The following is a 5,220-nucleotide window of genomic DNA, read 5'->3' on the forward strand; positions in this document are numbered from 1 at the left end:
AAATTCAAGGTTTTTAGAATAAAATTAATCAACTAGATTTGTTACTTATAACCATTGAGCTATCAGCACAACAGCCGTCAGTTTTTCAATAAATGAAAACTTACGAATTTGGCTGAGGGCAGCGAGTAAATGAGTTATCTTCCAAAACCTTGGCTTTTGGGCCACGCTACGCGAACAATCAGCGGATAGCTGATAGATCTAGGCTGAATGCTTACTGTTCCGTTAGTCTAACTTTCGGGAATTATCTAAGTATAGGCTCTGACTTGGAGTGGTCAATTACAGATAGAACAAACAATTAAGAGGATAAAATAATGAAATTCACTTACCGTGGTATTACCTATGAAAATGAACCGGTAACTTTTGAGATGAAATCAGAAAAAATTGTTGGTAAGTATCGTGGTGTCCGTTGGCGACAGCCAAAGCTCAACGGTGTGCTTTTACCGGAAGCGATCGGCAAATTAAAGTATCGTGGGGCATATTATCTCCACGTTGTTTGGGGTAAACCGATTGATTTTACTAAGCAAGGTTACGGAGTTAAGTATCCTTGTTCTAAATAGCTAAGCTATTAGCTTGTTCGGTATGAGCTATAGCGCCAATTGGTCTTAGCTGAATGGTTAGATACATAAGTTATAGAGTATCTTAAAATTGTTCCTTAAGTTTGGCTTTGGGTCATCCACCATAGCAACACTATTACTAAAGTAAGGCAAAAGGCTTCCATCGGAATTGGCTTTCATGGGTTACCCAAATTGCTAGAATACTTTACACAATACTATAGATGCTTTAAATGCCTTCCCGTAGGGGTGCGGGAAGCCGGTTATATCCTTGGGACGCTTGTGAAACAAGAAAACCTCTGGATGATTGGTTCACAAGCGTCCGCCTCCTGATAGCTAGAAACTGGTTGCGAACACCAGGTTATCATATAGGTTAGTACCCAAAGACTAACTAATCTAAACTAATAACCCATGGATGGATATGGCTGGAAACTCCACCCCTGCAACGGACAAAGGAAGTTCCCTAGCACTCCTTCTCAGCAGAAGGACAAAGACTTCTGAAAGAAAGTCAAAAACATTGATATGTAGATACTGGGAATTCCCATTTGTCTCTGACTAACTGATTCAGAAGGAAATAGTAGCCGGTGCTCACAATTTTTTTACGATATCCACGCTAAAGTAATTCTAGTTAAGAGGTTTTGAGTTTTATTCGATACTGATTATGTCCCATCATCTCATCTTCAGAGAATCACGGACTCAGGTTTCTGTACCTGTAAAAATTGCATCTTCACCTCCATCTACCATTCCCAAGACTTCTGTCTCTGCTGGGCAACTGGGGAATTTGAACCATTGGATTTTTGTGTCTATTGGACTAGTTTTAGTGGTGATTGGATTAGTGTTGTATGGTAAGCTCCAATTCAAGGATAAGGACAAAAAGCTGAAATTGGAGCAGTATAAAACTGCTGATCTTCGGAAAAAGTTAAAGCTGGCGCTTAATACTATCCGGAAAATGGAATCCAATCCTGATTTGGTTCACTCGCGAGAATTTAATCTGGACTACCTCAGAATGCGAATGGAAGAAGAAGTATTCCACTTTGCAGTTATCAATCAAATTAAAATTAGAATAAAACAGTTAATCAGTATAGCATTACGACCTACTCAAGACTCTAGAAATGTTATCGGTGTTGCTAGTACGTCAGGTCGTCAAATTAATGAAACATTTGATGTTAAGTACGAAACAGAAATTCGAGGTAAACGCAGTGTAGGAGTGCTTTTCCGCATTCAAGTTAAATTAATGAAATTACCCACTCAACGCACCTCGGCAACCGTTAGCCAAATTATTGACTGTATTGAAACATTTCTTAGTCCAGATGCAGAAAATGATACCTGGCAACCAACAATTCAAGGACGTATTGTTTGCATGCGTTGGGATCAAAAGGCAAAACCAACGCCATTATTAGTATTGGAACAATCCACTGAAGGGGTTAACGTTACTCTCAGAACCAAACGAGTTGGTATGACGTAATACCAATTTTATTCATAGTAGTTATCAATGGTTTTAGGGAATAGGGAGTAGGGAGTAGGGAGTGTGGGCAGATGGGGAGATAAAATTGGTATTAGCAATTAGCCATTAGTCATTACTGATTACCAATTACTGATTACCAATTACCGATTTCCCAAGCTTTGTCTTGATGCAGCGCGGTCATGGGGTTTCCCCTATGACCGCGCTGCATCGCTGCTCCCTGCTCCCTGTTCCCAGATCCGCTGTTCCCTTTGCTATATAGGGTGCCTTATTAAGGCACCCTACTATTTATAGAGTTTGGTTTCCAGTTTGACGTAAGTCCTCTTTGGGTATTCCTTAACCAACTTTTTAAACAGGCTTTCATAATCTTAATCAAGTTAATAAATTTATTTGGATACTATAGATAATAAACGAGTAAAATACTCAAAATGTTTATTAATCCTAGGAGGTGGTTGGGGAAGATTATTCCTTCCCAGACACCAAATCAGTATACAGATATTTCTACAAATAAAGATACATCATCACAGCAAAATACTCCGTTAAATCAAGCTAGATTAGGTTTCCTACTAGCTGTTTTTTTTCCCCTATTCGGAGCAATTTCGACGGCTCGGGATTGGGAGGGAGTGCAACGGATGGAAAGACAAACCCAAGCTTGGTTTTTCAAACTTAGGGGTCCGGTGGCTGCCCCAGACAATATAGTGATTTTGGGAATTGATGAGGAGTCTCTGAATTTAAATCAATCCTATGATAATGATGAGTCTAAAGCACTAACTGATTTAGAACTTATCAAGAGCTGGCCCTGGAAACGAGCTGCTTATGCTAAAGCGATTGAGCGTGTGATGGCTGCTGGAGCTAAGTCTGTTGCCGTCAGTATTGTGTTAGATAGTCCCAGTAGTTACGGTGAGGCAGATGATCAACGGTTGAGAGAGGTGCTAAAAAACTATGGAGAAAGGGTTACTCTAGCCGCTATATATGATACTTACGAAACTGTTGAAGGTGAGACTATCAAGCTAGTTAAGCCAAATTCTTTGTTTGAGACACCCCAGCTATCTGTAGGTTCGATTAATTATCCCATTGAGCCGGATGGCAGAATCTATCGTCTAGCCAATCAGTTTCCCAAAGTTTGGGCTAAGAATAATCCAGAATTGGCAGAAACATCTGATCAGCTTATTTTTACAGTACCTTCGTTTAACGAGGCTACCTTGGCCAAAAGGCCACGCTACGCGAAGGCAGCTGCTCAGCAATCAGGACTGAGGACGAAGCCCAAACCAGAGAATATTTTCTTCTACGGTTCGGATGCATTTACATCTATTCCCTTCTGGTATGTCTTAGATGATAATCGCTGGCACACTCGCCTAGATGATGGTAAGTCTTTCCAAGACAAGATTGTGTTAATTGGACCAACTGCTAGCTCATTAGCAGATTTTCATCGGACTCCTGTGTCCGACAGAATGCCTGGGGTGGAAATCAATGCTAATGCGATCGCAACACTACTCGAAGGTCGTCGGATTGTCCAAGCAATTCCCAATCCTATCCACAGAGGAGTGTTGATCTTCTTGGGGGTTAATGTCGTAAGGTACTTATTCAGTCGGATTAAGCGATGGCAAGTTTGCCTAGGCTGGACAGTGCTTGGGGTAATCACTTGGGGAGAAATCAGTTATCTATTTTTCGTGTCTCAGGGGCTAATTTTGCCTACAGCAGTGCCTATAGTTAACATAACTCTCACTGGTTTTTTCTGTAGCGCTATGGGAGCAATGCAAGACCTGAAGAATAAACAGCAACTACGCCAAACTCTCAAACATTACGTTTCTGCCCCCATTGTCCAAGAAATTATCTCTGGACAGGATGATTTAAAGAATTTGCTGGAGGAGAGGGAACAGGAACTATTAACTACTAAGTTAAGTGGACGCTATAAAATCATCAAACGACTTAGTGCTGGAGGATTTGGCGAAACCTTTATTGCTGAAGACACCCAGCGACCGGGAAATCCGCACTGTGTGGTCAAGCAGCTCAAACCTAGTAGCAATAATCCTCAACACTGGCAACTGGCTCGACGGTTATTTCAAACGGAAGCAGAAATTCTGGAAAAGTTGGGCAAACATCACCAAATCCCTGAGCTGTTAGCCTATTTTGATGAAAATCAAGAATTTTATCTAGTTGAAGAGTTTATTAAAGGTCATCCTCTCGGCGATGAGTTACCACAGAAACCTCTTCCTGAAGCCAATGTCATTGCCATATTGGTAGATATTCTACAGGTATTGCAGTTTGTCCACAGTCACAGTGTGATTCACCGAGATATTAAACCCGATAATCTAATTCGGCGCAAATCAGATCACAAGCTGGTGCTAATTGACTTTGGTGCTGTTAAACAAATTACTAATCAATTGCATTCAAAACGAAACCTGACTAATTTCACTGTGGGCATTGGTACTAAAGGTTATATGCCTAATGAACAAGCTGTGGGTAGTCCAAGATTTAACAGTGATATTTATGCCACAGGTATGATTGCTGTGCGATCGCTTACTGGCATAATTCCTAGCAAATTACCCACAGATCCCATAACTGGAGACGTAATTTGGCTCGATAAGGCACAGGTCAGTCCTGAATTAGCGACAGTGGTCAACAAAATGGTGCGCTATAGCTTCCGAAGTCGCTACCAGTCCGCTGAGAAGGTATTAGAAGCACTGAAACCTTTAACCAAAACCTTGCCAACATTCTCGTTTAGTAGCCTTGATTCATCCGTAGGGCTAGAATCTGACGTTTCCACCGTGCCAGCACCAAAGAAAACCATGGTTGATAGTGACTGTTCGAGTTCACAGAAAACTGTTCCGTTGTCGGAATCTACCACAGTCCTAGAGGAGGAAACCATGCCCGATAGTGACTGTTCGAGTTCACAGAAAACTATTCCGTTGTCGGAATCTACCACAGTCCTAGAGGAGGAAACCATGCCCGATAGTGACTGTTCGAGTTCACAGAAAACTATTCCGTTGTCGGAATCTACCACAGTCCTAGAGGAGGAAACCTGATCCTAGTAATTAGTCACTCAATAGGGCAGTTGAATGTTGAGTGTCCACCTTCAAGCTTAAGCAGGCTAACCAACCCTTCACCGAACGCCAAAGGCGAACACCCGGCTAACCTTAAACCTTCAAACCTTTAACCTGCTAACCTTAAACTTTCAACCTACCAACCTGCCAACCTGCCAACCTA

At 41.6% G+C, this 5,220-nt stretch carries 3 protein-coding genes; all 3 read left to right on the forward strand.

All coding sequences use genetic code 11. The features are described from left to right. The first annotated feature begins 311 nt into the window (after positions 1 to 311). Positions 312 to 557, forward strand: a complete 246-nt coding sequence (locus F6K52_RS31880) for a DUF4278 domain-containing protein (protein ID WP_293088380.1) — start codon at positions 312 to 314, stop codon at positions 555 to 557. A 655-nt stretch (positions 558 to 1,212) separates the two neighbouring features. Then, entirely contained in the window at positions 1,213 to 2,016 is an 804-nt protein-coding gene (locus tag F6K52_RS31885; RefSeq protein ID WP_293088382.1) for a hypothetical protein, read from the forward strand. A gap of 425 nt (positions 2,017 to 2,441) precedes the next feature. Continuing rightward, positions 2,442 to 5,039: a serine/threonine-protein kinase gene (locus tag F6K52_RS31890; protein ID WP_293088384.1), complete on the forward strand. Its 2,598-nt coding sequence runs from the start codon at positions 2,442 to 2,444 to the stop codon at positions 5,037 to 5,039. Positions 5,040 to 5,220 lie beyond the last annotated feature (181 nt).

Origin of the sequence: Moorena sp. SIO3H5 (genome assembly GCF_010692395.1) — a bacterium.
GTDB lineage: Bacteria > Cyanobacteriota > Cyanobacteriia > Cyanobacteriales > Coleofasciculaceae > Moorena.

What these genes read in the sequence shown, in the direction of transcription:
- F6K52_RS31880 (WP_293088380.1), top strand. Translation starts at nt 312, where the DNA reads ATGAAATTCACTTACCGTGGTATTACCTATGAAAATGAACCGGTAACT.
- F6K52_RS31885 (WP_293088382.1), top strand. Translation starts at nt 1,213, where the DNA reads ATGTCCCATCATCTCATCTTCAGAGAATCACGGACTCAGGTTTCTGTA.
- F6K52_RS31890 (WP_293088384.1), top strand. Translation starts at nt 2,442, where the DNA reads ATGTTTATTAATCCTAGGAGGTGGTTGGGGAAGATTATTCCTTCCCAG.